This is a genomic window from Euzebyella marina, assembly GCF_003687485.1.
In the GTDB taxonomy this organism is placed as follows: domain Bacteria; phylum Bacteroidota; class Bacteroidia; order Flavobacteriales; family Flavobacteriaceae; genus Euzebyella; species Euzebyella marina.
In genome coordinates, this window is record NZ_CP032050.1 from 3,467,501 (window position 1) to 3,494,328 (window position 26,828).

General features: G+C 40.6%; 22 protein-coding genes and 1 rRNA gene (1 of these 23 cut by a window edge). 13 read left to right on the forward strand and 10 right to left on the reverse strand.

Annotation, left to right across the window (positions count from 1 at the left end; genetic code table 11):
* Positions 1-1,232, reverse strand: a 16S ribosomal RNA gene (locus D1013_RS14830); it reaches 296 nt to the left of the window's first position.
* A 727-nt stretch (positions 1,233-1,959) separates the two neighbouring features.
* Between D1013_RS14830 and thrS the strand changes: the two genes are divergently transcribed.
* The 4 genes from thrS (at position 1,960) to rplT (ending at position 5,214) form a co-directional block, all read left to right on the forward strand.
* Entirely contained in the window at positions 1,960-3,900 is a 1,941-nt protein-coding gene (thrS, locus tag D1013_RS14835) for a threonine--tRNA ligase (protein WP_121849573.1), read from the forward strand.
* A gap of 36 nt (positions 3,901-3,936) precedes the next feature.
* On the forward strand, positions 3,937-4,485 hold the full coding sequence (infC, locus tag D1013_RS14840; protein ID WP_205601300.1) for a translation initiation factor IF-3: 549 nt from the start codon (positions 3,937-3,939) through the stop codon (positions 4,483-4,485).
* A 101-nt stretch (positions 4,486-4,586) separates the two neighbouring features.
* Entirely contained in the window at positions 4,587-4,784 is a 198-nt protein-coding gene (rpmI, locus tag D1013_RS14845; protein WP_121849575.1) for a 50S ribosomal protein L35, read from the forward strand.
* A gap of 85 nt (positions 4,785-4,869) precedes the next feature.
* Positions 4,870-5,214, forward strand: coding sequence for a 50S ribosomal protein L20 (gene rplT / locus D1013_RS14850; protein WP_121849576.1), 345 nt, complete (start codon positions 4,870-4,872; stop codon positions 5,212-5,214).
* A 52-nt stretch (positions 5,215-5,266) separates the two neighbouring features.
* On the opposite strand, the gene D1013_RS14855 is transcribed toward rplT, so the two are convergent.
* Positions 5,267-5,689, reverse strand: a complete 423-nt coding sequence (locus D1013_RS14855) for a secondary thiamine-phosphate synthase enzyme YjbQ (protein ID WP_121850751.1) — start codon at positions 5,687-5,689, stop codon at positions 5,267-5,269.
* A gap of 102 nt (positions 5,690-5,791) precedes the next feature.
* Here D1013_RS14855 and D1013_RS14860 point away from each other — a divergent pair, with 102 nt between their 5' ends.
* Positions 5,792-6,589, forward strand: coding sequence for an HAD family hydrolase (locus tag D1013_RS14860; RefSeq protein ID WP_121849577.1), 798 nt, complete (start codon positions 5,792-5,794; stop codon positions 6,587-6,589).
* Here D1013_RS14860 and D1013_RS14865 read toward each other — a convergent pair.
* A complete protein-coding gene (locus tag D1013_RS14865; RefSeq protein WP_162987918.1) occupies positions 6,586-7,590 on the reverse strand; it encodes a helix-turn-helix domain-containing protein in 1,005 nt (334 codons plus the stop codon). The two genes, D1013_RS14860 and D1013_RS14865, sit on opposite strands and share 4 nt — an antisense overlap.
* A 116-nt stretch (positions 7,591-7,706) precedes the next feature.
* Between D1013_RS14865 and D1013_RS14870 the strand changes: the two genes are divergently transcribed.
* The 5 genes from D1013_RS14870 (at position 7,707) to D1013_RS14890 (ending at position 15,900) form a co-directional block, all read left to right on the forward strand.
* On the forward strand, positions 7,707-10,124 hold the full coding sequence (locus D1013_RS14870) for a TonB-dependent receptor (protein WP_121849579.1): 2,418 nt from the start codon (positions 7,707-7,709) through the stop codon (positions 10,122-10,124).
* 19 nt (positions 10,125-10,143) lie between these two features.
* Positions 10,144-11,535 (forward strand): DUF4374 domain-containing protein, encoded by a 1,392-nt coding sequence (locus tag D1013_RS14875; protein ID WP_121849580.1) that lies wholly within the window; start codon positions 10,144-10,146, stop codon positions 11,533-11,535.
* A 149-nt stretch (positions 11,536-11,684) separates the two neighbouring features.
* On the forward strand, positions 11,685-13,193 hold the full coding sequence (locus D1013_RS14880) for an ankyrin repeat domain-containing protein (RefSeq protein WP_205601249.1): 1,509 nt from the start codon (positions 11,685-11,687) through the stop codon (positions 13,191-13,193).
* Positions 13,194-13,200: 7 nt separating this feature from the next.
* Positions 13,201-13,698, forward strand: a complete 498-nt coding sequence (locus tag D1013_RS14885) for a DUF2271 domain-containing protein (RefSeq protein ID WP_121850752.1) — start codon at positions 13,201-13,203, stop codon at positions 13,696-13,698.
* Positions 13,699-13,704: 6 nt separating this feature from the next.
* Positions 13,705-15,900, forward strand: coding sequence for a PepSY domain-containing protein (locus tag D1013_RS14890; protein WP_121849582.1), 2,196 nt, complete (start codon positions 13,705-13,707; stop codon positions 15,898-15,900).
* A gap of 54 nt (positions 15,901-15,954) precedes the next feature.
* Here D1013_RS14890 and D1013_RS14895 read toward each other — a convergent pair whose 3' ends face one another.
* From D1013_RS14895 to tgt, 7 genes are all read right to left on the reverse strand, one after another.
* On the reverse strand, positions 15,955-16,755 hold the full coding sequence (locus tag D1013_RS14895) for a hypothetical protein (protein WP_121849583.1): 801 nt from the start codon (positions 16,753-16,755) through the stop codon (positions 15,955-15,957).
* An 83-nt stretch (positions 16,756-16,838) separates the two neighbouring features.
* Positions 16,839-18,104, reverse strand: a complete 1,266-nt coding sequence (locus tag D1013_RS14900; RefSeq protein ID WP_225621529.1) for an asparagine synthetase B — start codon at positions 18,102-18,104, stop codon at positions 16,839-16,841.
* A 110-nt stretch (positions 18,105-18,214) separates the two neighbouring features.
* The gene (dnaB, locus tag D1013_RS14905; protein WP_121849585.1) at positions 18,215-19,762 is read right to left on the reverse strand and encodes a replicative DNA helicase; all 1,548 of its coding nucleotides are present in this window, start codon (positions 19,760-19,762) and stop codon (positions 18,215-18,217) included.
* Between the two features lie 156 nt (positions 19,763-19,918).
* Positions 19,919-20,872 (reverse strand): acetyl-CoA carboxylase carboxyltransferase subunit alpha, encoded by a 954-nt coding sequence (locus tag D1013_RS14910; RefSeq protein ID WP_121849586.1) that lies wholly within the window; start codon positions 20,870-20,872, stop codon positions 19,919-19,921.
* Between the two features lie 49 nt (positions 20,873-20,921).
* Positions 20,922-21,815: a DMT family transporter gene (locus tag D1013_RS14915; protein WP_121849587.1), complete on the reverse strand. Its 894-nt coding sequence runs from the start codon at positions 21,813-21,815 to the stop codon at positions 20,922-20,924.
* A 27-nt stretch (positions 21,816-21,842) separates the two neighbouring features.
* Positions 21,843-22,925, reverse strand: a complete 1,083-nt coding sequence (locus D1013_RS14920; RefSeq protein WP_121849588.1) for an LptF/LptG family permease — start codon at positions 22,923-22,925, stop codon at positions 21,843-21,845.
* Positions 22,925-24,055, reverse strand: coding sequence for a tRNA guanosine(34) transglycosylase Tgt (tgt, locus tag D1013_RS14925; RefSeq protein WP_121850753.1), 1,131 nt, complete (start codon positions 24,053-24,055; stop codon positions 22,925-22,927). The genes D1013_RS14920 and tgt overlap by 1 nt, the downstream gene beginning before the upstream one ends.
* Before the next feature lie 212 nt (positions 24,056-24,267).
* Here tgt and D1013_RS14930 point away from each other — a divergent pair, with 212 nt between their 5' ends.
* The 3 genes from D1013_RS14930 to D1013_RS14940 all read left to right on the forward strand — a co-directional run bounded on the left by D1013_RS14930 (position 24,268) and on the right by D1013_RS14940 (position 26,813).
* A complete protein-coding gene (locus D1013_RS14930; protein WP_225621530.1) occupies positions 24,268-25,143 on the forward strand; it encodes a transketolase in 876 nt (291 codons plus the stop codon).
* Between the two features lie 78 nt (positions 25,144-25,221).
* On the forward strand, positions 25,222-26,175 hold the full coding sequence (locus D1013_RS14935; protein WP_121849590.1) for a transketolase family protein: 954 nt from the start codon (positions 25,222-25,224) through the stop codon (positions 26,173-26,175).
* Between the two features lie 47 nt (positions 26,176-26,222).
* Complete coding sequence (locus D1013_RS14940; protein WP_121849591.1) at positions 26,223-26,813, forward strand: outer membrane beta-barrel protein; 591 nt, start codon at positions 26,223-26,225, stop codon at positions 26,811-26,813.
* Positions 26,814-26,828: the final 15 nt, after the last annotated feature.

Sequence of the window (26,828 nt, forward strand, 5' to 3'; positions counted from 1 at the left end):
GTAGCACGTGTGTAGCCCAGGACGTAAGGGCCGTGATGATTTGACGTCGTCCCCACCTTCCTCGCGGTTTGCACCGGCAGTCCCGTTAGAGTCCCCATCTTGACATGCTGGCAACTAACGGTAGGGGTTGCGCTCGTTATAGGACTTAACCTGACACCTCACGGCACGAGCTGACGACAACCATGCAGCACCTTGTAGGTGGTCCGAAGAAAGGGGCGTCTCTGCCCCATGCAACCTACATTTAAGCCCTGGTAAGGTTCCTCGCGTATCATCGAATTAAACCACATGCTCCACCGCTTGTGCGGGCCCCCGTCAATTCCTTTGAGTTTCATTCTTGCGAACGTACTCCCCAGGTGGGATACTTATCACTTTCGCTTGGCCGCCCAGGCCTCAAGGGCCCGGACAGCTAGTATCCATCGTTTACGGCGTGGACTACCGGGGTATCTAATCCCGTTCGCTCCCCACGCTTTCGTCCATCAGCGTCAGTACATACTTAGTAAGCTGCCTTCGCGATCGGTGTTCTATGTAATATCTATGCATTTCACCGCTACACTACATATTCCGCCTACTCCAGTATGACTCAAGACCGCCAGTATCAAGGGCAGTTCTACGGTTGAGCCGCAGACTTTCACCCCTGACTTAACGGCCCGCCTACGGACCCTTTAAACCCAATGATTCCGGATAACGCTCGGACCCTCCGTATTACCGCGGCTGCTGGCACGGAGTTAGCCGGTCCTTATTCTTACGGTACCGTCAGTACCCTACACGTAGGGTGGTTTCTTCCCGTATAAAAGCGGTTTACGACCCATAGGGCCTTCTTCCCGCACGCGGCATGGCTGGATCAGGCTCCCGCCCATTGTCCAATATTCCTCACTGCTGCCTCCCGTAGGAGTCTGGTCCGTGTCTCAGTACCAGTGTGGGGGATCCCCCTCTCAGGGCCCCTACCCATCGTCGCCATGGTGGGCCGTTACCCCGCCATCTAGCTAATGGGACGCATACCCATCCCCTACCGTAACCTTTAACCGTAAATGCCATGCGGCAATACGGTACCATGCGGTCTTAATCCAAATTTCTCTGGGCTATCCCGCAGTAGGGGGCAGATTGTATACGCGTTGCGCACCCGTGCGCCGGTCGCCGGCGGAAAAGCAAGCTTTTCCCCGCTGCCCCTCGACTTGCATGTGTTAGGCCTGCCGCTAGCGTTCATCCTGAGCCAGGATCAAACTCTTCATCGTTGATTCGTAAATATATTCGCGCCAACGCCGATAAGTCCTCCCGGCCCCGTCTCTCTATCTGTGTTATCTTTTATTCCAAAAATACTCTTGGTTAGCTCGCCTGCTGCCGGTCTTAAATTCCGACCTTCGCGGCTCGCTATGTCTCCTCAGTATGTCAATGAACTTCTCTATGCTTTCGCCTCTCCCGACATCGGCCCCTCGGCGTCTGTCTCTCAAAGCGGGTGCAAATTTACAACTGTTTTTTTATCCTGCAACCTTTTTCCGAAATTTTTTTTTCGAAACCTCTCCCGCATCAAAAACCCAGTATGTAAAGGAACCCTCGCCCCAACGAGACCATCTCGTTTCGGGGCTGCAAATGTAACACTGTTTTTTAAATCCACAACAGTTTTTTTGCAACTTTTTACAATCGCCTATTAATTAATGATTTACAAAATGCTTTATTAGAAAAGGGCATTAAATATAATTCTAATATTTAGTTTACGCAAACACTTCCTCATATTTTGGCAACCAAAAAACACTCTCTATAAATCACTCATCACCCTACTAAAAAACCGTTATCACCCTTATAAACAATTACCGCTACCCTGGATTCCTTCTACATACCGCTTTAAATGCAACATCCATTTACACAAAACAATACTCCATCATAAATCTGCAAAACCAAATCAACATATATTGTACGCCTAATAAGGGAATAGTATCTTTGCCACCTATTTATCAAAAAAGCATGATTAAAATTACTCTTCCAGACGGCAATGTTAAAGAATTAGAAAGTGGCAGCACTCCTATGGACGTGGCCCTCAGCATAAGTGCCGGACTAGCGCGCAACGTTATATCGGCCAAATTCAATGATACGGTAGTAGAAACGGCCACCCCTCTTCACGAAGATGGTACATTGACCTTATATACATGGAACGAAGCTGAAGGAAAAAAAGCCTTTTGGCACTCAACATCGCACATAGTTGCCCAAGCCCTCGAAGAACTATACCCTGGCATAAAGTTGACAATTGGGCCTGCGATAGAGAATGGTTTTTATTATGATGTCGATTTTGGAGAACACACCCTCTCAGAAAAAGATTTCGCAGCTATAGAAAAGAAAGCCTTGGAAATTGCCAGGGGCAAACACGATTTTAAAATGAGATCGGTTTCAAAAGCCGATGCTTTAAACTATTATAAAGAAGAAGGCAACGAGTTTAAAATAGAGCTAATCGAAAACCTTGAAGACGGCTCTATTACTTTTTGCGATCACGATACTTTTACCGACCTGTGCCGAGGGGGCCATATACCCAATACCGGCATAGTAAAGGCTATTAAAATTTTAAACGTCGCTGGAGCCTATTGGCGCGGTGATGAAAATAAACCTCAGTTGACAAGGGTTTACGGTATTTCTTTTCCGAAACAGAAAGAACTGACCGAATATTTGGCCATGATAGAAGAGGCCAAGAAAAGAGACCACCGAAAGCTCGGCAAAGAATTGGAATTGTTTACCTTTTCGCAGAAAGTAGGACAAGGTCTACCGCTTTGGCTTCCGAAAGGTGCCGCCTTAAGAGAACGCTTAGAGCAATTTTTAAAGAAGGCACAGAAGAAAGCTGGCTATGAAATGGTGGTTACACCACATATTGGCCAAAAGGAGCTTTATGTTACCTCTGGGCATTATGCAAAATATGGTGAAGATAGTTTTCAACCCATTCATACCCCTAAGGAAGATGAAGAGTTCTTGCTAAAACCAATGAACTGCCCGCACCATTGCGAAATTTACAAAAACAAACCTTTTAGCTATAGAGAGCTGCCCAAGCGATATGCAGAGTTCGGAACCGTTTACAGGTATGAGCAAAGTGGTGAGTTGCACGGTTTAACCCGTGTTAGGGGCTTCACCCAAGATGATGCCCATATCTTTTGCACCCCTGAGCAATTAGATGAAGAGTTCAAAAATGTTATTGACTTATCATTATACGTATTAGGTTCTTTAGGTTTTGAAAATTTTACCGCCCAAGTTTCCGTAAGAGACCTGAACACACCCGAAAAATATATAGGTTCGGTCAAAAATTGGAAGAAAGCGGAAAACGCCATTATCAACGCGGCAAAGGAGAAAGGGCTTAATTATATAATTGAGGAAGGAGAGGCCGCCTTTTACGGTCCGAAGTTAGACTTTATGGTGAAGGATGCCCTCGGAAGACAATGGCAACTAGGAACGATTCAAGTAGATTACAACCTACCGGAAAGATTTGACCTTACCTATAAGGGTAGTGATAACGAATTTCACAGACCGGTTATGATCCATAGGGCACCATTTGGAAGTATGGAGCGTTTTATAGCTTTATTGTTGGAACATACCGGTGGAAATTTCCCGCTTTGGCTGATTCCTGAACAGGCTATAGTACTGCCAGTGAGCGAGAAACATGAAAAATATGCGGAAAAAGTTTTAAATTCTTTGGAAAATAACGAAATTCGCGCCCTCATTGATGACAGGAACGAAACTGTAGGGAAAAAAATACGGGAGGCAGAAATGAACAAATTGCCATTTATGCTGATCGTAGGAGAAAATGAAGAACTCTCAAATACCATTTCCGTGAGAAAACATGGTGGTGAAGATTTGGGATCGATAAGCCTCGAAAGTTTCGCAGACTTGGTATCTAAAGAAATAAATAGTACCTTAAAGTCGTTTTAAAAAATTAAGTTTAATTAAAAAGTTTAAGTCATAGCAATAAGAAAAAGATTTCGGCCACAACCTAGGAGGGAGAACAAGAATCCGCATAATATCAATGAAAAAATACTCGCTCCGGAAGTGAGGTTGGTAGGTGACAATGTAGAAGTAGGTATTTACCCCATAAGAAAAGCACGCGAAATAGCTGAAGAAATGGGTCTTGATTTGGTAGAAATTTCTCCCAAAGCAGAGCCACCTGTGTGTAAAATCATGGAGTATAAAAAGTTTCTTTACGAACAGAAGAAACGTGACAAGGCCATGAAGGCCAAAGCTTCTAAAGTAGTTGTAAAAGAAATCAGGTTCGGGCCTAACACCGATGACCACGATTACGATTTCAAGAAGAAACACGCCGAAAAGTTTTTAAAAGACGGTGCCAAGCTAAAGGCCTATGTTTTTTTCAAAGGGCGTTCAATAGTATATAAAGATCAAGGTGAAATTCTTTTATTAAGACTGGCCCAAGATCTTGAAGAACTTGGCAAGGTTGAACAAATGCCAAAATTAGAGGGTAAAAGAATGACCATGTTCTTGGCCCCTAAGACTAAGAAATAATTCGGGCTATTGCTCGAAACTATAGAAAATACTGAACGCTGTTCAATTTATTTTGGGCGGCGTTTAGCATGAAAAGTGAGATAATCAATAAATAGGAAAAGATGCCTAAGCAGAAAACAAAGTCTAGTGCCAAAAAGCGATTTAAGCTAACAGGTACTGGCAAAATCAAAAGAAAGCACGCTTTTAAGAGCCACATTCTTACAAAGAAATCTAAGAAGCGTAAGCTTAAGTTGACTCACAGTACACTAGTTCACAAATCGGACGAAGGTAGTGTGAAAGAACAATTGTGTTTAAAGTAATTGTTCAAGAGGTAATTTATTAACCATGGAGTCGGGCCTTTCAAAGTGTGCGTAATGCACCGCCTGCTACAAAAATTTAAAAGTTATGCCAAGATCAGTAAATGCAGTTGCTTCTAGAGCCAGAAGAAAAAAGGTGATGAAGCAAGCCAAGGGCTACTTCGGAAGACGTAAAAACGTTTGGACGGTAGCCAAAAATGCGGTAGAAAAAGCAATGCTTTATGCATACCGCGATAGAAGAAACAAGAAAAGAACCTTTCGTGCACTTTGGATTACTCGTATCAATGCGGGTGCCCGTTTGCACGGTATGTCATACTCACAATTCATGGGTAAGGTAAAAGCTAACGGAATCGAGCTGAACCGAAAGGTATTGGCAGATTTGGCCATGAACCACCCAGAAGCTTTTAAAGCGATAGTCGAAAAGGTAAAATAATTGTTAAGTATTTATCTCACTTTATAATCCGGTTCTAGCGAGCCGGATTTTTTTATATCCCAAAAGCACTGACGACCAAATTTCTCGACCAGGCACCATTGCGATGTTCACAGAGATAAATACCCTGCCAAACACCTAAATTCAACCTACCTTTGGTGATGGGTATCTGTACAGAAGCCCCCATAAGTGAACTTTTGATATGGGCCGGCATATCATCAGGGCCTTCATAAGTATGAATATAATAAGGAGCATTTTCCGGAACCATTTGATTCATATGGCTCTCAAAATCGGTACGTACCGTAGGATCGGCATTTTCATTAATAGTCAAACTTGCAGAGGTATGCTTGATGAATACCTGAAGCATACCCTTCTCAATTTCCTTCAATTCGGGTAACGAGTTTACAATTTCATTGGTTACCAAATGGAAACCCCGCTCTCTGGCTTTGAGAGCGATTTGCTTTTGAAAAAATTTCATGAACGTACCTTTCTTAATTGTCAACAAATCGTAAAAGTTCATAAATCTAAGCTATTATCCAACGATAACAAATACCTTTGCAGCTTTCAAAATTTGGATTATATGGATTTGTCAGGAATTAAAATGGTAGTAACCGATATGGATGGAACTTTACTTAACTCGAACCACGAGGTAAGCAGCCATTTCTTTGATCTCTTTGACGAACTTAAAAAACGTGGTATATTATTCGTTGCTGCCAGCGGAAGGCAATACCATAGCATTATTGATAAGCTCGAGCCGATAAAGAACGATATTATTGTAATTGCCGAAAATGGTGGTTTTGCCGTTCAGAACGATGAAATATTGGTTTCCACCCCATTGAACCAAGATGCAAAGCAAGAAGTACTAACCATTTTAGAATCGGTCGAAAATATACATCCTGTGCTATGCGGAAGCCAAAAGGCCTACATACGTAATGATTCAAAAGAGTTCGAAGACAAATTAAAAGAATACTATACTGAATACGAATTACTAGATAATCTATCTGAGTTTGATGGTGAAATTCTGAAGATTGCCATCTACCATCATATCAGTTCTGAAAAGTATATCTACCCTTCTGTTTCTCATCTTGAAGGAAAGTTAAAAGTTAAAGTATCCGGTGAGAACTGGGTTGATGTATCGAGCCCCGATGCGCATAAAGGCTATGCGCTGCAAAAAGTACAGGAACTCAACAATATTAGGCCTGACGAGACCATGGTTTTTGGCGACTACAATAATGATTTGGAAATGCTGGCCCTTGCCGATTTTAGCTTTGCTATGGAAAATGCCCACCCCAATGTCAAAAAGGCTGCAAAATACAGTACTAAAAGCAATGACGATTTTGGTGTTGAATCAGTTCTGCAAAAGCTTTTAGCCCACTAATTAAAAGATTTTCCTGATTTTTTTAAGTTACTAGGCAGGTAGCCTAAGGTGCGCTTGAAGGCGCTGGTAAAGTGTTGGGGGTTGGTGTAACCTACCTCATAGGCTGCTTGGGCCACTGAAAGGCCCTCTTTGCGTATTTTCAATTTGGCCCTTTCCATTCTTAGCCTCGTTATGTATTTGAATATGGTGGTACCATATACCATCTTAAAGTCTCTTTTGAGCTTTGAACTATTGAATCCGGCTACTTCTGCAAGCTTGGCTATTCGTATGGTTTTCTTCAAATTCGATTTGATGTACCTCTCTACCCTACCCAGACTTTCAAGGTCGGCCGCCGGTAAAACAACTTTCGGCTCTGGTTGATATTTTCCGTTTGCCTCAATGAGCAAATCGATTAAAAGGGTAGTTATTTTTGATTGTAAATAGTTTCTTTTAATCTCGCCCTTGTACGGGCACGAAATGATATCTTCTAAAACCTTACCGATTTCTGGAGAGATTGGCCTGGCTTCCTCCCAAAAAATATAAGGTCTTCCCTTCTCTACCGCGATATTTACCCTTTGTAAAAACTGTTTATAATCATTACCTGCTATTCTCTTCACAAAATCTAATGTAAAAATAACCTCAAACGTTCTACGGGGAGCACCTTGATAATCAAGGCGACCTTTTATATGAGGCAAATAAAACATGTTATAATGGTAGTTAGGAATTTGTACAAAAGGCTCTGTATGCCCCTCAGGAAAATAGCTATAATTACCACTGATCTCGAAATGCAATTTAAAAACTGAAAAGTTGTTGCTCACATCAAAGCTATAGCCATTTGCCGAGCTCATATGTTTAGAAAAAACAAAAATTCCATTCAGATTCAGCTCTCGAATGATTCCCGACACATCGGGTGTATCAACAGTAACCGTATTCTCGATGAGTTCGTCAGAAAGAAAGTCTTTACGATACTTTCGCCTATAGATTCTATTCTTAAATACATCACTTTTAAAAATTGTTTCCATAATTCCTTTTGCGTAGGTAAAACTTCTTTTTGCGGTATTCACCGGTGAAACCCTGCTTTAGTTTTGCAAAACTAGTTTATTTAGATTAAATCTCAATAAAAAGAGTGTGCTTGCTTATGAAAACTTTATGCTCATGGTTTCTGTTCTTAACCGCCTTATCAGTCTTCGGACAACAAACATCAGGAACTATTTCGGGCAATGTTAAAGATGAATCAGGTGTACCCTTATCGTTTGCGAACGTTACGATAGAAGGTTTGAAAGTAGGGGTATTGACCGATTTAAACGGCAACTACTTCTTAGAAAAAGTTCCGACGGGCAAGCACAAAGTGGTCATATCGTTCATTGGCTATGGTACACGGGCGAAAACTGTTGAAATAACAGAAAACTCCCTTAACATTAGAATTGATTTCACCCTTCAAGAGAATGTTGAAAACCTGAACGAAGTTACGGTAAACGGTAAATCTCAAAAAACGATTATTGAGACAGAAGGTTTCGCCGTTAGTGCCGTGCAGACCGAAGAGGCTAGCATCCGTAGCATTCAAACCAATGAATTGTTAAATACGACGGTCGGCGTAAAAATTCGGCAGAACGGTGGTTTAGGCTCTAATGTTGAATATAGCTTAAACGGTTTGTCAGGAAGTGCGGTACGAATTTTTATTGATGGTATTCCAATATCCGTTTATGGCTCATCATTTAGTTTAAACAGTATACCACCTTCGATGATTAAGCAAATTGAGGTTTACAAAGGTGTGGTTCCTGGGCATTTGGCAGATGATGCTTTGGGCGGAGCCATCAACATCGAACTTCATAGCGAAGCCAAGAACAATATTAACGCCTCTATTTCATACGGTTCGTTCAATACCATTCAGGCTAATGCTAATGGGGTATATCGTTTCGATAAATCTGGCTTCACGGTTAAAGCCTCTATTTTTAATAATTATTCCGATAATAATTACAAGGTTTGGGGAAGAAGAGTCGTTGTCGCAGGTCTTGGAGGTGTTGAAACCCCGGTAACTGCCAGACGGTTCAATGACGCATATCGTTCAACAGGGGGCATCGCCCAAATTGGTTATACCAATGTCAAGTGGGCGGATCAATTTTTAGTCGGCTTAACGGTTTCCGATGATTTTAAAGAGGTTCAGCATGGGGCCTTTATGACCTCCCGCCCGTATAAGGACCGATTTTTAGAGTCTGATGCAACGCTTGCCAATATTACTTACCAGAAAAAGGATCTTTTTACCGAAGGTCTCGATTTGAACATACACGGCCTGTACGGCAAACGTAATCGAATTGTTAATGACACGGTTGCTTGGGCCTATAATTGGAACGGTGAGAGAGCCATCGATTTTAGGGGCAACGAATTTCAATATACTTGGGATTCTCAACAGGAAGGAGGACCTACTCTAGCTACCATTAAAAGAAATGTGGCTTCTATTAGAAGTGGGTTGAACTACACCATAAATGAACATCATAAATTTTTGTTGAACCATGTGTATAGCTCTATCGACAGGGAGGACAGTGATGCCCTTGTATCCGTTTTAGAAAATACATTCACAGGAGACAGGGACTTAACTAAAAATATATATGCCCTGACTTATGAAATAAATGCCTTCCAGAATAAATTCAGGGCTAGTCTCTTCGGCAAGTACTACCAACAAGAGACGGTAAGCATCGATCCGGAGATTGCCACGGGACCCGACGGTAATAATATTATTGTTGATGACATCGTAAAGAGTACTACCACGAATGAGGGTTACGGTTTTGCCGCTTCTTATGCTATTTTACCTAACATAACCCTTTTAGCTTCTGCTGAAAAGGCCATTCGTTTACCGAACGAAACCGAAATCTTCGGTAATGATGGTGATAACGTAGTTGCCAACCCCACTATCAAGCCTGAGCAAAGCGACAATTACAATCTAGGCTTCCGATTAGGGGCATTCAATTTCAGAAAACACCAGTTGACCGTTTCTACAAATTTTTTCAGTAGAAATATTAAAGACCGAATTGGTTTGCCTATCGAATCATCTTTGAACGTAGATGAAGAGCTTATACTGTATGTTAATCAAGGAAGCGGAACTTCAAAAGGAATCGATGCGCAAATAGATTATAGCTTTAACAACAATCTAGCACTAAACTTCAACTTCTCACGCTTTGAGCTATTAATAGAGAATCAGGGTGTTGAAATAGATGTGCCTAACACCCCTTTCTTTACCATGAATGGTGGATTGCGCTACTCTATCCAAGACTTTTTACAAAGAAAATCACGCTTAAACCTCTTTTACAACATCTATTACACCGACGAATTTTCATACCTGAATATCAGGGGAACAAATACTGTTGGTGATGAATTCTTTAGAATTCCTGAACAAATTGCTCAAGACTTTGGTCTTAGCTACACGTTCCCCAACAAAAAGGTTATCATGAGTTTTGACGTCAAAAATATATTCGACAAACCGGTTTATGACAACCTATCGGTGCAAAAACCGGGTAGGGCATTTTATCTAAAATTAAATTACATAATCAATAATTTTTAACCTCTTAATAATACCTAATATGAAACGGAATTTCTTAAACTTTAAATCCTTCGCCATACTATTATTGGCTTTGGGCCTCATGACTTCGTGTAGTAGCGATGATAGCTCTCCTTCTCCTGAACCTGATGGAGAAACACCGACTGATCCAGACCCTGAAGAAGAGGAAGAAGCTAGATGGATTACCATTGCCGGAGCGCAAATGGGAGAAAATCCAGGTGATGGTAATGGAGGAACATTGATCTATTCTGTTAGTAGCACCGATGCCAAAGATCCTTCAGTTTCAATAGACCCTTTTAATAACGGTTTTACAGTGCCATCAAATAGAACGGCCAGATTACAGGCTTCTGAAGATGGTAATACTATTTTTAACATTAGCTACGCAGGTGATACTGGTGGTAACTATACAAAATATAAAGTTGAAGGTGGCCAGACCTTTACACAAGAGGGTACAAATGTAAGTATAGAACCTTACGTTGGTTCTGCCCCGAGATGGATCAAGTTATTTGACGGAGACCAAACAGGTGCTGCCGTTTATGTTTCTACCGAACATGTCATTGATGACAATGGTACGGCTGAAGATGCTACAGATGATACTTACGTTCGAACAGAGGCTACCATGGGTATTGTAACCCTTGATTTGGTAAATTCTCAAATAATTGAATTTCAAGAGCACAGCGTGCCTTTAACGGAAGAGGAAGAATCGAATGGATATTACATCTCTAGAATCGATATGCCTACTTTGAACGCTGCCGGCGATAAGCTTTACATCGGTGCGCGTTTGAGCAAAGTGGATCCTGCTACTGTTGAGAGCGATAGAGAAGGTGCTATCTTAGGGTCTAAGACAATTGTTTTAGATTATCCTTCATTGACCAATCCGACCGTTATTACCTCCACTGTAGGTCATGGTAATACCAATGGATATCGTAGCATCAATGCTTTCGAATACAATGGTGATGTTTACCAGGCAAACCAAGGTGACCCTGAAGGTTCTCATATACTAAAAATCGGAGCCGATAATCAGTATGATGATTCATATGTATTCAATCTAGATGACGCTCTTGGCGTGGAGGAAGCTTATATTCTAGCCTGGAGACCAGCAGCCAATGGCAAAGCCGTATTGGCTTACCGTCATGCTGGTTCTGCAGAAGGTGCCGCCGGTGCACAAGGCTTTTTCGCCCTTGTTGACCTAAATGCACAGACCGCTACTCTTATAGATGAGATACCATACGATCCAGATTTTTACCTATTCCAATATCAAGGTTTTGCAGTTGATGGTAATGAAATTTACTTAACGCAAGCGCCTGTTGGGCAAGACGGTAATATTTATGTTGTAGATACCGAAACAGGTTTAGTAACTAAAGGGGCCGAATTGGTAAATGCTACCGGTAGCCACTTTATAGGGGCTTGGTAATTCGTTTGAATATTTTAAGAAGAATTTCCATGGAAAAATCCGTGGAAATTCTTTTATTGAATTAATCTAAATAAAGAGTATATTCAACTCCGAACTTTTTTCTAAGAAGCTAAAAGAGTGATTATCCGTTCAATAAAATCTTATAGAAAATGAAAACTAAAACATTAAAGGCCTTTTTTATTGGAGCTGTTTCCATGTTATCGGTCTCTTCTTCCCTAGCGCAACCTGGTGGAAACGAGAATCAGTTTCTCGATCAAGACTATTGGAAGTCAAAACCAAGTATTTCGGATATTGATTCTAAAATAGCCCAAGGCAATTCTATTACAGAAGCCAATAGAGGTGGTTTCGATGGGGTTACCTATGCTATTTTCGCTGGCAACCCTGTTACCACCATTGCCCATTTGATAGACAAGGGTAATGATGTAAATAAGAGAACCCATGATTCCCGTACCTATATTTTCTGGGCTGCATCCCGTGGAGATTTAGAGGTTATGGAATATCTAGTTGGTAAAGGAGCCAAAATGGACCTTAAAGATTCCCATGGTTATTCTCTATCACAGTTTACCGCTGCAACAGGGCAAGATGATACTAAAATCTATGATTTTCTGATTGCCAATGGGGCCGACCTGAAAAACGAGAAAGATCATGATGGCCGTAATATTCTCTTGGTCGCTGCACCTAGGGCAAAAAATCTAGACTTGATCAATTATTTTGTTGATAAAGGGTTAGACCTAAACTCTACCGACGACCACGGTAACGGTATTTTCAGTATAGCTGCCCAAGGAGGAAATATTGAAATTTTAAAGCAATTGGTAGATAAGGGGGTTTCTACAAAAGCAAATCCTGAAACCAAAGAAAATGCGATTCTGTTCGCTAGCCGAGGAGGTAGGGGATCGAGCAACGGCCTCGAAGTCTTTAAATACTTAGAAGGTCTAGGAATCGATCCGAACGTTACCTCTAGTAACGGCACTACACCTTTGCTCAATTTATCTCGTTCTTCTGACGACACCAAAATTTTCGATTATTTCATTGCAAAAGGTGTTGACCCTAATGCGGTAGATGAAGAAGGAAACACTGCTTTGTTGAATGCTGCCCAAAGAAACAAACTGGAAGTGGTTACCTATTTTGCCGAAAAGACGAATAACATCAATCAAAAAAATAAAAGCGGTCAAACCCCATTAGCTATTGCGATTGAAGGAAATAGCTCTGATGTGGCCGATTATTTAATCTCTAAAGGTGCCGATGTCAACACATTGGACAACGACGGAAATAATCTAGCCTATTATCTTTTCAATGGTCGTGGTAAACCACGCGATTTTGAATCAAAAGTAGCAGCTCTTAAAGCCAAAGGATTCGATTTCAAAACTCGCCAAGCAGATGATAGTTCTATATGGCACTTAGCCGTCGCCAAGAATGACCTAAAGCTTTTGAAAGAGGTTAGTTCTTTTGGTTCAGACATCAATGCTAAAGATAAAGATGGTAATACACCCTTACACTATGCTGCCATGAAAACGGAAAATGCTGAGATTTTGAAATACCTTTTATCAAAAGGAGCCGATGCCAAATCGACCACCGAATTTGGTGAAACGGCTCATGATTTGGCAAGCGAAAATGAACTATTGACAAAGAACCAGGTCAATCTCGAATTTTTAAACTAGAATGAACATGAAAAATCTCTATCTCAGGTTTACGATAGCGGTTGTTGCAATTACTTTGACCGTAGGTTTGTCCGGTTTTGTAAAACCAGCCGAAGTAAGCTATAAATGTATGATTCAAATGATGAACTATACAGGTGAAAAAGCCTACGTAGTGGTATCATTGATTGATCCAGATGGTAACTATGTGAAGACGCTATATATACAAGGTGATGACAAAGAATGGTTTCCTGATTTAAAAAATTGGTGGAAATTTAGCCACGGATCCAATGAAAATGTTGATGGGGTAACCGGAGCAACTATTGGTAATGGTGAAAGAAACATTATTTCTTTAGGCTTCGATTCTTCACAGCTAGATTCGGGTTATAAGGTACGTTTTGAGTCGGCCGTCGAAAATCAGGAATATTATGCGGTTGACGCTGAAGTGCCCTTAAATACGGCTACTATTAAAGAAAAAGTAGACGGTTCTGGTTACATACGCTACATACGAATGGTGCCAAATCGATAATCGAATATGCTGGTATCCGTTTGGCGGTATAGCCATTTGTTATTTGCTATTTGTTCTTCAATATTTTTATTGATAGCCTCGGTTACCGGAATCATCTTAGCTGTTGAACCTATCTACAACAAAGTTCAACCTTATCATGTTTCCGGTGCCGATGAGCTGTCATTGGCAGAGGTTCTGTCTACTTTGAACCAAACCCATGAAGAGGTCGTTGCTATCACACGAGATAGAAATGGCTTTCTTAAGGTTTCCTCTATTGCGGAAGGTAAAAATCAAGATTTTTACGTTAATCCTTTTACGGGTGAAAATTTAGGATTACCGATTGAAAAAAAGCCGATTTTTCAATTCTCCACTAACCTACATCGATCATTATTTTTAAAATCCCCTGGCAGACTACTCATCGGTCTGGCTTCGTTTTTTCTCTTTTTAATTGCGCTTACCGGCATTGTTTTAATTGCCAAAAGACAAGGTGGTTTCTCGAAATTCTTTTCGCCCATAGTCAAAGAAAACTTTTCACAATACCATCATGTCAAATATTCAAGAATAACACTGATCCCTATTCTGTTTCTAGCAATTACAGGTGTTTATTTATCTCTATTGCGATTTGAAATCATTCCTGAGCCTACCGTTTCCCTTGAAGTTGATTATGACAATCTTAATGAAATGCCCTCTCTATCATTAAATGATTTTGAGCTTTTCAAAAAAATTAAACTTGGCGAATTACGAGAGCTTGAATACCCCTTCTCAGAATTTGTTGAAGACTATTATATCATACGGTTGAAGAACCGTGAACTTTATGTCAACCAATACACCGGCGAAATATTGGCGGAAGCCCAATTTCCGATGGTCAATATCATTTCTTCTTGGGCAACCGTACTGCACACAGCTGAAGGAAGCATTCTTTGGGCGATAGTACTGGGCGCTGGTAGTCTTGCCATTCCCTTCTTGATTGTCACAGGTTTTGTTATTTATTTTAAACGCCCGAAAACAAAAATTAAAAACAAGATTTCAAAGAACGATGCGGAATTTGTTATTCTGGTGGGAACGGAAGGAGGAACTACCCTACAATTTGCCGAGCAACTACAGAAAAAATTATTACACAAGAATTATTCTTGCTTTCTAGCGATGATGAACGATTATGATCGCTTTAAAAGTATGAAGCAATTAATTGTTATTACCGCCACTTACGGTCAGGGAGAAGCACCAGCATCGGCCGAAAAATTCATGCAGCTATTGGCAAAAAAGTCTCAAAGTCAAAAATTTCAATTTGCTACAGTAGGCTTTGGTTCTACGGCCTACCCCCATTTTTGTCAATTCGCCTATGATGCGCATCAACAGTTAGAAAAACTAGACAAGGCCACAGCTTTAATGGATGTTTCCACAGTAAACGACCAGTCTTTTGAGGCTTTTCAAAATTGGTGTACCGAGTGGAGCCAATTACAGGAGATGGATATACGTCTGGAGAAACCTAAAATTGTGGGCAACTCCCTTCCCCCATCAACCTTTAGGGTTTTGCATAAAGACGAACTACCCTCGGATGAAACCTTTTTGCTCAACCTAAAAAACCTCAATGGAGCCAAACCGGTTTCAGGAGACTTACTTTCTGTAATACCAAAAGAAGGAGAAAGAGAACGTCTCTATTCCCTTGGAAAGTTATCGGACAATTCATTGGTCATCAGTATTAGAAGGCATCCGAACGGACTTTGCTCTAATTATCTGCACCAATTAGAAGATGGAGCAGATTTAACGGCCAAAGTGGTTCCCAATAGAAATTTCCACTTTCCGAAAAACTCAAAAAAAACCATTTTAATCGCCACGGGAACAGGGATTGGCCCTTTTCTAGGAATGATAGCTGAGAATAGTAAAAAGAAAGAGCTACATCTCTATTGGGGAGCAAGAACCCCCAACTCTTTAAGTCTGTACAAAGATTTTATTGAAAAATCTATACAGGAAGGCAAACTGAGCCATTTCAAGACGGCTTACTCTCGCGAAAAGGATAAAAAGGTATACGTACAGCACCTGATAGAAAAAGACAAGCAGCTTTTTATTGAAGTGCTAAAAAAAGGCGGAACTATCATGATATGCGGGTCTATTGCCATGCAAAAAGAGGTTTTACAAGAATTACGATCTATTTGCAGCAATTACATTGGTAAAGACTTAAGCCACTTTCAAAACAAAAGACAGATTAAAATGGATTGCTATTAAACTGTTCTATTACAGGTATTTGCAATTAATAAACATCAGTCGCAGTACTCATAATTAATTCAGCTTTCTAAAACTATCTCTCTTCGACTCGAGGTACTTCCACATTTCTTCCGCGTCCATTTTTGAGACTTTAAAAAAGTCTTCTTGAAAAAGGCAATAAGTAAGAAAGCCATCTACTTGATAAGATGGTAAGTTAAGGCCCTCGGCAATAGTTTGCTTTGAAAATTTGGCAACAATTTCATTCTCTATCTGAAGATCTTTTTCCCTTTTCAGTCGGTCTTCCAGTTTTTTGGTTCTACCTGATAGACGATTTATAATCTTATGGGTATTGATAACTAGCGAAGTACCATAATATCGAATATATTTACCTCTATCAGCCTCTAAAAGAAGTCGTTCTTCCTGTGATAGTAATTTTAAATCAGCATTAGGAAGTCGAATGTCTGAAGAATTAAATTGACCCTCTACATTAAGGCTATTCAAATCTGAACTAAGTTTTCCTGAAAGATTGTAGGGTGTTACGGTAACTTCATCCAAATCTATAACGTTTTCCGTCAACTCAACAATTATAAACTTTTGCCCAAAAATATAATCTGAAATAATTACTTCTCTAGATTGAAGATGAACCGCTGTAAATTGAATAACATCGGACAAGTTTACTTCCAATGAGAAAGATCCAGAAGCGTCCGTTATTGTAGATTCTTTGGTGTTTTTGTTTACGACTAAAATATCTGCTACATCAGTATTATTAGCTGCTATTCTGCCATATAGGCGAATCTCGTTCGCTTGACCGAAACCCATAAAAGAAACAAAGCCTAAAAAAAGTACCAAGCTAAACTGATGAAAGTTATGTTTCATGCTATTTAAAAGTCATCAAATCATACTTAATCGATCAGTAAAGTCTTTTACACTATAGTATTCATTCAAACCCAAAGATACTTTTATGTCTTCTGCTTTTTCTTTCTTGCAGCCGGGAACAACACATTATTTAAAATCAACCGATAGCCTGGAGAGTTAGGGTGCAGCTCCAATTCCGTTTTTGGGTCCCCTACCCTATGTTGATAGTCCTCTGGATCGTGACCTCCGTAAAAAGTAAAGAAACCCTTTCCCTTTATGCCGTGAATATATCTTGCCTCTCCATTGATTTTGTTTTCTCCTAAAACTAGAACCGTAGGCTTCACCTCTTCTCTCGAAAAAGAGGTCGTCTGGCCCATAAAACCTTTTACCAAAGCGGTATGGTTTTGACATAGCATCGTAGGCACAGGATCCCATTTAGCAGAGAAATCCATTAAAGAAAAATAATCTGACTCTTTAGGTACGTTGCCTCGTTTATTCGTCATATCTATAGATGAGAATTCATATTTAAGTGGGCTTCTTTCTAAGGTGAAATTGCCAAATGCGAATGTTTTCGTAAAATCGAGCTGCGACTGATAGTTTGGTGCGGAAGGGTCTCCATCAAACATAGGCTCGCAAATATCGACTCCTTCGGCCGCAAGTGCAATATCAAAACTATCGGTGGCCGAACACATGGCAAACATGAAACCTCCTCCAATCACGTAGTTTCTTATTTTTTGGGCCACAGCACTCTTTTCTTCAGATACCTTGCTGTAACCAAGCTTTTGCGCCAAGGTTTCTGCCTCCTTTTTTTGCTCTATATACCAAGGTGCTGTTCTGTAGGCCCCGTAGAATTTACCGTATTGCCCAGTAAAATCTTCGTGATGAAGGTGAAGCCAGTCATAAATAGCCAATTTATCGTCCAACACTTCTTCATCATAAACCGTTACATAAGGTATTTCGGCATAGGTAAGAACCATGGTTACGGCGTCATCCCAAGGTTGATTTCCTTTCGGTGAATAAACCGCAATTTTAGGAGCCTTTTCAAGTATTACAGCTTCTTTATTTTGAGAAGGGCTACTAACTTCATCGAGAATACCGCTTACTTGATCATCAGATAAAATCTCAAACGAAACACCGCGTATTTGACATTCTTTTCTAATTATATCTCCATCTGGTAATAAGAAGGAGCCTCCCCGATAATTTAAGAGCCATTGAACTTTCTGTTGCTTGCTCAATACCCAATAGGTGATCCCATAGGCCTTCAAGTGGTTATCTTGGCTTTCGACATCCATAGGAATTAATATGGCCGAGGCGTGCATCTGCATCCATATAAATAAGAAAATAACAAGCGTAGTAAAATGTTTAGGCATTGGGCATTTATAACGGACCTTATTCAAAGATAAAAGAAAACGGGCTGTTAGCCCGTTAGATATTTGTTAATGCCTCTTGCTATCAATTGAGATAGCATATTTGTACCTATTTAGAATGGAACATCATCATCGTCTGGCATACCCCCACTGTTCATTGAACTGCCAAAAGCCTGGTCGGCACTTGGGAAATTCTTGGTTGCAAATGGGTTTTCATCTTCATCGTTCATCTTAGACTGAAACTCGAATGGGGAATCAAAATCATCTAAGTTATCGAATTTACCAAGCTGCCCGATAAACTTCAATCGTATATTTTCTAGGCCCCCATTACGGTGCTTGGCTACTATAAATTCTCCCTGACCTTGGGTCGGGCTACGCTCTTCATCATCCCATTCATCGATCTTATAATATTCCGGTCTGTAGATGAAAGACACAATATCGGCATCTTGCTCGATTGCCCCAGATTCCCTCAGATCGGAAAGTACTGGACGCTTACTGCCTCCTCTTGTTTCAACTGCCCTTGACAACTGGGAAAGTGCAATAACCGGTACGTTCAGTTCTTTTGCCAACGCCTTTAGGTTACGGGAAATGGTCGATATTTCCTGTTCACGGTTACCTCCTTTTTGACTTCCTCCTGCGGTCATTAACTGTAAGTAGTCAATTATAATCATACGAATGCCATGCTGAGATGCCAAACGACGCGCCTTGGCCCTTAGGTCAAAAATGGATAATGATGGAGTATCATCAATGAACAATGGCGCCTTTTCCAAGGCTTTTACCTTTACGTTCAACTGCTCCCATTCATGCTTTTCCAATTTGCCCGTTCTAAGCTTTTCGGACGAAAGACCCGTTTCAGAAGAAATCAAACGAGTGATTAATTGCACCGATGACATCTCCAAAGAAAAGAATGCCACGGGAATATCTGAATTTACGGCAATATTTCTTGCCATCGATAAGGTAAGGGCGGTCTTACCCATACCAGGTCTTGCAGCAACGATAATCAAATCACTTGGTTGCCAACCGGAAGTAAGCTTATCTAATTTATCGAAACCTGACGGAATACCGCTCAAGCCTTCTTTATTTGATATCTCCTCAATCTTTTTCTTCGCCTGAATCACCAAACTTTGAGCAGTTTCGGCCGATCTTTTTAAGTTACCTTGAGTGACATCGTAGAGTTTTGCTTCCGCATTGTCCAAGAGATCAAAAACATCGGTACTTTCATCATAGGCCTCTTCAATAATTTCACTTGAAATTTTTATCAAACTGCGCTGAATGAACTTTTGGAGAATAATACGCGCATGAAACTCAATATGTGCCGAAGAAGCTACCTTTTGGGTCAATTTTATTAGGTAAAAATCACCCCCTGCAGATTCTAATCGGCCATCTCTCTTTAATTGAGACGAAACGGTTAATAAATCAATCGGTTCCGATCCCTCGAAGAGTTTAAATATCGCCTCATATATGAACCGGTGGGCGTCTTTATAGAAAACATCGGGGTGTAAAATATCGATGACTTCATCAACACCCTTTTTGTCAATCATCATTGCACCAAGCACAACTTCTTCTAAATCAACTGATTGTGGAGGAATTTTACCTCGCTCTAAGTTGATAAGGGTCGATTTATCTATCTTTCTACCGATTACCGGGTTAATTTTTTCCATGACTACGAAAATATACAAATAACTGTATCATACCCTGAACTATAATCCACAGGTCATTCACAATTGGGTGTTAATAAGTTACGACTTTGTGTTGATAACAAAAAAAATCTGGAGATTAAAACCTCCAGATTTTTCTGAGCTTGCTAAAATGGTATTTTATCCGTTAAAAACTCCCATTTGTGCATATTTTTCCATTCTGCTATCGACCAATTCCTTTGGGGATAACTTTTCAAGCTGTTTATAATGTGATAAAATTTTGTTCTTGACGGTCGTAAAGGTCTTATCACGATTGGCATGTGCACCTCCTGCTGGCTCCCTTACTATTTCATCTATCAATTTCAGCTTTTTCATATCAGTAGCAGTTAATTTCAAGGCTTCCGCAGCTTGCTCTTTATACTCCCAGCTTCTCCATAAGATCGAAGAACACGATTCAGGGGAAATTACGGAATACCATGTGTTCTCCAACATAAGAACTTTATCGCCGACGCCTATACCCAAAGCACCTCCGGAAGCACCTTCTCCGATAATGAAAACCAGAATCGGTACTTGTAAACGGGTCATCTCGAGAATATTTCTTGCAATGGCCTCACCTTGCCCCCGCTCTTCTGCCTCAATACCTGCATATGCACCGGGTGTATCAACAAATGTTACTACAGGTATACCAAATTTCTCGGCTGATTTCATCAACCTTAAGGCTTTTCTATAACCTTCAGGGTTGGCCATACCGAAATTTCTATATTGACGGGTCTTCGTGTTGTAGCCTTTCTGCTGGCCAATGAACATAAAGGTTTGATCGCCAATCTTGCCAAGACCGCCAATCATCGCTTTGTCATCTTTTACATTACGGTCGCCGTGCAATTCAAGAAAAGTATCTCCGCAGATAGCCTTGATGTAATCAAGGGTGTAAGGTCTGTTCGGGTGTCTTGATAACTGAACCCTTTGCCAAGCGGTAAGGTTCTTGTAGATATCCTTACGGGTTTCAGCTAATTTCTTTTCTATCTGCTTACAGGTCTCGCTTACATCTACATCGCTCTCCTCGCCAATTACCATGCACTTGTCTAATTGCTCTTCAAGTTCTTTGATCGGGAGTTCAAAATCGAGATATTCCATATAAGTAGTAGTCGTTTAATTTGATGGGCAAATATATAACATTATAAGCTTATTCGATAGCAGGTTTGCCGATCCTTCTCCTGTTTTTAAGAATTCCGTTGGCAATCACCGTGGCGATAATAATAGACCCCCCTACGTAGAACATGGGGTCCATCTTCTCGCTTTCACCAAAGATGGCAAAAGCTAGAATAATGCCATACACCGGTTCTAGATTGACCGTTAGCATTACCGTATAGGGGCTTATGTGCTTCAAAAGCTTTACCGATGCAATAAAGGCATAAGCCGTGCATATTGAGGCCAATATAAAAAGATAAAATAGGTCGGAAACTGATATTTGAAACAATTCGGAAGTCAACTTACCCTTAAAACCTAAGTACATGGTCAGTAAGATTACCCCACTTGTCAATTCGTAAAAAGAGATTACCGACGGACGTTCCTTTTGAATCAATTGGCCGTTCATCATTGAAAAAATAGTCGCTAAAAGTGCCGATACGAGTGCCAATATAATACCTTGTGAATAACTGGTATCTACATTAAAAATTAGGTATAGGCCCAGAATAACAATGAGGCCGAAAACCACTTCGTACCCTATTATCTTTCTATCGTACCATAAAGGTTCGATCAAGGCAGCAAAAAATGCACCTGTAGAAATTGTTGCCAGAGCCACAGATACGTTAGAGGCCTTAATAGCACCAAAAAACGTTACCCAATGCAAAGCAATTATGATACCTGTAAATATGAGGGAAATGAGCATTTTCTTGGTAACCTTCAAACGATACCTTTTTGCCCCTATAAAACCAAGGATCAATACAGAGGCCATTAACATTCGGTACCATACCAGCGGCAGTGCATCTAAGCTTATAAGCTTACCCAATACAGCTGTAAAACCCCATATAAAAACAATGAGGTGCAGGTGCAAATAGTTTTTTAGTTTGGGCTGCATATAACATACAACGGTTTTAGTGAATCTTTATCGTTTCGCTTTCTGAAGCAAGATAATGGCCAAAACACCAAATAGAATATTAGGTAGTAATACTGCCAATAAGGGAGAAAAACCGGATTGTTCGGCCAAGGTACCGAACACCTTATCAAAAAACACATAGATAAATGCCACTATGATACCGAAGGCAAGGTTTACACCCATACCCCCCCTTCTTTTGACCGAAGAAACCGCAACCGCGATAACGGTCAGAATAAAGGCTGTTATTGGAAGCGCCCAACGTTTATATTTCACCAATACGTAGGCATTGATATTAGAGGCGCCTTTGGCCCTTTGATCTTTGATAAATCGATTAAGTTCAAAAATATCTTTGGTTTCGGCCACGTAAGACACAGGAGTAAGGTCACCGATTTCAAAAGTAAATAGAGTATCCAATCTTCTTTTAGTCTCCACCAGAGCAGTGTCCTTCAATAATTTTCTCTTATTATAGGTAGTCAAACGATACAAACTGTCTTTCTCGATCCACCGAATATTGGCTGCTGAAATCTTGAATTCCAATTCGTTGTTTTCATCAAAACGCTCAAAAGTAAAATTGTAACCAATTTGACGTGCCGGGTCAAAACTACTCACATAAATAAAATCATTTTTGTTTAGCTGTGTAAAAATATTATTGGTTACCCGATCTTGCTTGCCTTTTTTTAAGTACTTGTACTTAAATTCGTTAAACCCTTTACTTGCCGACGGTACTACGAACATGCCCATAATGAACATAATAATGGCAATGATAGAAGCACCAATAATGTAGGGTCGCAAAAACCGTGAGTACGAAACACCTGAACTAAGAATGGCGACAATCTCAGTATTGCCCGCCAGTTTAGAGGTGAAGAAAATAATAGATAAGAAGAGAAATATAGGAAAAAGAAGACTGCCTATATAAATTGTAAAGTTTCCGAAATAGATAATTATTTCATCCAAAGGTGCCTCGTTGGCCTGCATCTTTCCGATTTGTTCAGCAAGGTGCGCCATTATTCCAATGGGAATAAACAGCAAGATCATCACTGCGAAGGTGACGAGGTATCGTTTAAGAATATATTTATCTAGAATGGTTAGCACTACAATCTATTATCCATTTGTTTGACCATTCGATTTTTCCAATCAAGAAAATCACCTTCTAAAATATGTTTTCTTGCCTCGCGAACCAACCACATATAAAACCCTAGGTTGTGAATGGTCGCTATTTGCTTGCCAAGATATTCGTTGGCCGCAAAAAGATGCCTCAAATAAGCCTTTGTGTATTCTTTATCAACAAAAGTAATGCCCATTTCATCGATGGGAGAAAAATCGTCTTCCCACTTTTTATTTTTAATATTGATGGTTCCGTAGGCGGTAAATAACATACCGTTTCTTGCGTTTCGCGTTGGCATTACGCAATCGAACATATCTACGCCCAGAGCAATGTTTTCAAGTATGTTTATAGGAGTACCCACGCCCATAAGGTACCTAGGTTTATCTTCAGGTAAAATGCTACAAACTACATCGGTCATTGCATACATTTCTTCTGCAGGTTCGCCTACACTCAGCCCGCCGATAGCATTACCCTCTGCTTCTATCCCGGCAATATACTCAGCGGAGCGCTTTCTAAGATCTAAATATGTTGAACCTTGAACGATGGGGAAAAAGGTTTGCGCATAATCATATTCAAAAGGTGTCTTCTTCAAATGCGTAATACAGCGCTCTAACCACCTATGCGTCATATGCATGGATCGTTCGGCATACTTATAATCACATGGGTAAGGTGTGCATTCGTCAAATGCCATAATGATATCGGCACCGATGACCCTTTGAATTTCCATTACACGTTCAGGGGTAAAAAGGTGTACCGACCCATCAATATGTGATTTGAACTTGACCCCTTCTTCTTTAATTTTACGATTGCCTGACAAAGAGTAAACTTGATAACCTCCTGAATCTGTCAAGATATTCCGGTCCCAACCCATGAACTTGTGCAGCCCGCCGGCCTTCTTAAGAATATCAATTTTGGGCCTTAAGAATAGATGGTAGGTATTCCCTAAAATAATATCGGGGTTGATATCATCTTTTAATTCTCTCTGATGCACGCTTTTGACGGAAGCAACCGTACCCACTGGCATAAAAATCGGGGTTTCAATCGCACCATGGTCGGTGACCATGGTTCCGGCCCTCGCCTTACTTTGCGGGTCTTTATGATGTAATGTAAACTTCAAACCTTTAATTATGCGGGCAAAGATAATCAACTACCTACCATAATTGCCTTAACGAAAAAATAAAGTTCTTCCTGTTCGGCTACTACTAACCATGATTTTACCTGCACTTATCTCATCCCCTCAAGTAATCACCCTTTTCCGGCCTTTATTTCACAAAAAGTCATGAAAATATCCATAGAGCAATTTGTAAACCCAAAAGATTGCGTTTACTTTTGAAACTTACTACTAACGAACAATTTAAAATGGCAAAATTAGAAGAATTACAGGACCTTGTGGTACAGACCAGAAGAGATATCCTGAGAATGGTTCATAACGTTAATTCGGGCCACCCGGGCGGGTCTTTGGGCTGTACTGAATTTTTAGTCGCACTTTATAATGAGGTGATGGAGCTAAAGGATGAATTTGATATGGATGGTAAGGACGAAGATCTCTTTTTTCTTTCCAACGGTCATATTTCTCCCGTTTTTTATAGTGTTTTGGCAAGAAAGGGATACTTTCCTATTGAAGAACTAGGTACTTTTCGATTAATCGACTCACGTTTACAAGGGCATCCGACCACCCATGAAGGTTTACCTGGTGTAAGAGTGGCTTCAGGGTCTCTTGGCCAAGGTATGTCGGTCGCTATCGGTGCCGCACAGGCCAAAAAACTGAACGGTGACAAACACCTCGTATTCAGTCTACATGGCGACGGAGAGTTACAAGAAGGTCAGAACTGGGAAGCAATCATGTACGCTGCCGGAAAGAAGGTAGACAATCTAATTTCGACAGTTGATAGAAATGGTCAGCAAATCGACGGACCAACGAAAGAAGTCTTACCGATGGGCAACCTCAAAGCCAAATTCGAGGCTTTTGGTTGGGATGTGGTAGAAGTGGAGCAAGGTAACGACCTGAAATCGGTTATTAAAGGGCTTCAAGAAGCCAAGAGCAGAACAGGCAAGGGAAAACCCGTTTGTATCATGCTAGATACCATGATGGGTAACGGTGTTGATTTTATGATGCATACGCATGCTTGGCATGGTAAGGCACCCAATGATGAGCAATTAGAAAATGCCTTATCTCAAAACCCTGTCACTTTAGGTGATTATTAATTTACGATTACCGACAGTAAGCTCACTATTTTAAAACGATTAAAAACTTTTCCCTGATGGGGAATATCAGGCAACGATATGAAAAAATATATAGATCAAGGTAAGAACGATACTAGAAGTGGTTATGGTGCCGCCATGACCGAATTAGGCAGAACGAACCCGAATGTGGTAGCATTATGTGCCGATTTGGTTGCATCCCTAAAAATTCAACCTTTTATAGATGAAAATCCTGACCGTTTCTTTCAAACGGGTATCGCAGAAGCCAATATGATGGGTATCGCGGCAGGTCTGACCATAGGTGGTAAAATTCCTTTTGCCAGTACCTTCGCCAACTTTGCAACAGGTCGTGTTTATGATCAAATAAGGCAATCGATCGCATATTCAGACAAAAACGTGAAAATCTGTGCTAGCCACGCAGGTATTACTTTAGGTGAAGATGGTGCGACCCACCAAATTCTTGAAGATATAGGCTTGATGAAAATGCTTCCGGGCATGACCGTCATCAACCCGTGCGATTACAATCAGACCAAAGCGGCTACTTTGGCTATCGCCGAATATGAAGGACCGGTTTACCTACGTTTCGGTAGACCAAAGGTTGCCAATTTCACACCTGAAAACCAGAAATTCGAAATAGGAAAAGCGTTAATGCTTAACGAAGGTACCGATGTAACGATTGTAGCTACGGGTCATTTGGTATGGGAAGCACTTATTGCAGCTGAAAAACTTGAAGAGCAAGGCGTTTCTGCAGAGGTAATCAACATTCACACTATCAAGCCTTTGGATGAGGAAGCTGTGTTAAAATCAGTTAAAAAAACAGGTTGCATAGTCACTTGTGAAGAGCATAACTATCTCGGTGGTCTTGGTGAAAGTATCGCCAGAGTACTTGCAAATCAGCACCCTACGCCCCAGGAGTTCATCGCTACACAAGATACTTTTGGTGAAAGTGGTACACCGGAACAGCTAATGGAGAAATACGGGCTTAACAATAAAGCAATTGTTGAGGCCGTTTTAAAGGTAATGAAAAGAAAGTGATAGTGGTATCGTTTTTGATACGCTGTCAACGTATTAAAACGAGAACTATGAAAAAAACAATTCTTACCGCAGTCTTGGCTATGGCTAGCTTTGCTGCATTTTCACAAAGTGCTTCAGGTATTGGTATCAAAGGGGGGCTTAACTATAGTGCCAATGGCGACTATTTTGAGTCTATAGGTGACGCCGCCCGGGAACCAGACCGTAATGTAGGTTATCATTTGGGGCTTTATGGAAAAATCGGCATAAGTCGACTTTATTTCAGGCCCGAGTTGGTTTATACCAAAACCAAGTCGGACTACCAAGGTGATAAATTCGATATTAGCAAGTTAGATGCGCCTTTGTTAGTAGGTGTTAAGATTATTGGTCCTTTACATGTTTTTGCGGGACCGGCTTTTCAATACATTCTCGATACCGAATTTGATGGTATCGGAATCAACGATATTGAAAACGATTTTACTGTAGGTGCCAATTTAGGAGCGGGACTTGAATTCGGAAGATTGGGTATTGACATTAGATACGAAAGAGGTTTTAATGATAACGAAGCCACTTTCATCAATACAAATATCACCAACGTGGGGCCTAGTAGAATTGATGCCAGACCAGACCAGCTAATTGTTAGTTTGTCGCTGAAGATATAAGTACTGAGAAAATGA